The organism is Actinacidiphila cocklensis (assembly GCF_907177275.1).
In the GTDB taxonomy this organism is placed as follows: Bacteria; Actinomycetota; Actinomycetes; order Streptomycetales; family Streptomycetaceae; genus Actinacidiphila; species Actinacidiphila cocklensis.
This window is the reverse complement of the sequence record NZ_CAJSLV010000004.1, coordinates 1-2,438: the sequence shown is the minus strand read 5'-3', so window position 1 is coordinate 2,438 and position 2,438 is coordinate 1. Positions and strand designations below refer to the sequence as shown.

At 61.2% G+C, this 2,438-nt stretch carries 1 protein-coding gene; it reads left to right on the top strand.

The window, feature by feature from the left end; genetic code table 11:
• Window positions 1–110: 110 nt before the first annotated feature.
• Window positions 111–2,090 carry an FG-GAP-like repeat-containing protein gene (locus tag NFU81_RS02835; protein WP_251484608.1) on the top strand — a complete coding sequence of 660 codons (1,980 nt, stop codon included), beginning with the start codon at window positions 111–113 and terminating at the stop codon, window positions 2,088–2,090.
• Window positions 2,091–2,438: the final 348 nt, after the last annotated feature.

The window sequence follows — 2,438 nt, the reverse complement described above, 5'->3', positions numbered from 1 at the left end:
ACCGACCCCCTGGCGAAGTCCACGCCGAGTTCGAAGAATTGCGACTCGCCGCATAATTGATCGGCAGAGCCCTGTCCGGGAAACGCGAGGCCCCTCAATCCGGGACGCCCTTGCGGCCGCGAACCACCACGAAGTACGGCCGCCCAGTATTTTCCGAGTCACCACACCAGATCGAGCAGCGTGCAGAGCTGTCGGCGAAAATCGCAAACAAAAGGTCGGCAGGAAGTGCCGTCGGCCTCGCCGACTGCGACGCTGACAGTCAGAGCGGCCAGCCAGGTGGTCATACCATCGATCATCTCACCTATTGCCAGGCCGCACGAGTCAGCGCAGAGTACCAGGTCTACGACCCGGAAACTGACGTCTACACCACGATCGGTGGCGACATTTTCGATCTCGACACCGTCGGGACGACGGTCAGCAGTCAACGCTCGGTCGTATTTCAGACACGACTGAGCAATTTCACCCCTTACGGTGAGAATATCGCAGAGGTGCCTCTGTACATCAGTATCGATTGCCTGCCCCGCTTCGGCGAAACGTGTACGCCAAGCACCCCTAAGCAGCGCACCGATACGATTGCAAGCTGGATGGCGGATGGGAACACATCCGTCTCTTTCAGCTCACCCGTCACGGGGAACACGACCGGCGACGACAAGCTTTCTTGGTACGACTTTCACACTAGAATCGGACTTGTGGGCGGCTACAAGGAGGCCACCGTCCCTGGTGAGGGCTTCCGCTGCGACTCCGCTTCGTATGTGGGATCGCAAGGCTGCGTGTTCGATTCGGTTACCGAAGTGTGGAACCTTACGATGGACAATTCGGTGAAGGAGACGTCCGCGCACATATGGAAAGCGCAGACCTACCCTTCGCTGACGCTCCCGCTGTCGAGCGACGGGTCAGCCAAGAGTATCCCGGGCTCGCCGGCAAGCGGGCGGCCGTTGAGCAGGGTAAAATCGAGCGATCCTATATACGGGCGCAATCGGGGCGCTGCCCAGCGCGCCTGCCGGCGGTACTGGGGCGGAAACTACTCGGCCAACAACACCTACCAGTGTGACGAGTATCCGTTCGCTTCGACCTATCAGGGTGGATCGAACGGTCCCAACTCCTTCTCGGTCCAGGTGGTCACGGCAGATGACAACACCACGGCGGGCAACAGGCTCGGAGGCTTCTACAAGGACCAGCGAATCATCGACTCCGACCCTTTCTATGTCCAAGTGGTCGACGCCTCAGGAAACCCCATAACCTACGCCCCCGATCCCCCCGCGCCGCCTCAGCACCCATCGTTCGGTGGGGACATGAACGGCGACGGGAACAGCGACCTGGTGGCGGTCGACTCCTCAGGGCTGCTCTGGCTCTACCCGGGCAAGGGCGATGGAACGCTTGGTTCACGGGTCGAGATCGGCACAGGCGGGTGGAAACAGGCGATCGTCAGCCACCGAGGCGACTGGACAGGTGACGGCAAGGAGGACCTGGTGGCCTACTTCCCGTCGACCAAACTCGCATGGGTTTACCCTGGAGACGGAACCGGGCACCTAGGGACAAGGATCGCGCTCAATACGGACGCGGCGACCGCGAGTTGGTTCCACTACGACTTCCTCGGAATCGGCGACCTGACAGGAGACGGATATCCTGACGTCGTCGACAATCAGTATCTGAACGGCAACTCGATCCTGGGACTGGGGCGAGGCGACCCAAGCCATCCAGCACACCTCGTCAGCCCGGAGGTCAACATAGGTAGCGGATTCGACCTGTTCACCCTGGCGGCTCCAGGAAATGCCGACAATGCGGCTAGAGTTGACCTTCTGGCGAGGAATGTCGTAACTGGCGTGCTGTACATGTACTACGGGACCACGGCGTCGAAGTTCGCGTCGCCGACGGTTTATGGAACAGCCGGATGGTCACTGGCCAACAGGCCTCTCATCGCATCGGGAAATGATGCGGACAGCGACGGAGTGCAGGACCTGTGGGCGACCGACGCGTCCGGGAAGCTACTCTTCTATAAGGGCAGCCAGGACAGTGCCGGCCACCCGGTCGATGGCCCGTCGACCGCGGTCGGCAGTGGGGGCTGGGGAAATATGACAAATATCAGCTGAACAATTCAGCAACCCGCGCGACCCTGGGCGCTTCGGACGGGGAGTACGATAGCGCCCGGGACCGTGCCGCCAGTTCAGCCGACGAGCGAAGCAGACACATACCGCAGTACCCCTGTACCCTGCGGTGCACTCGGGATATCCCGCCAGTACCGCTACCAGACTGAGGTGTGACGTGACCGCGTTACAGAGGTCCGTGCAGGGCCGCCCGATCATTATCCGCCGGCTTTTCGTGGTGGCAGACGATGCCATTCCGCATCCGATCCAGGAAGTGGCAAGGGTGGCGTTCGACCTCAGCAGGCCTGTCTGGAAGACCACTCATGGCCTTGTACTGGTCTCCACGGGCAACGA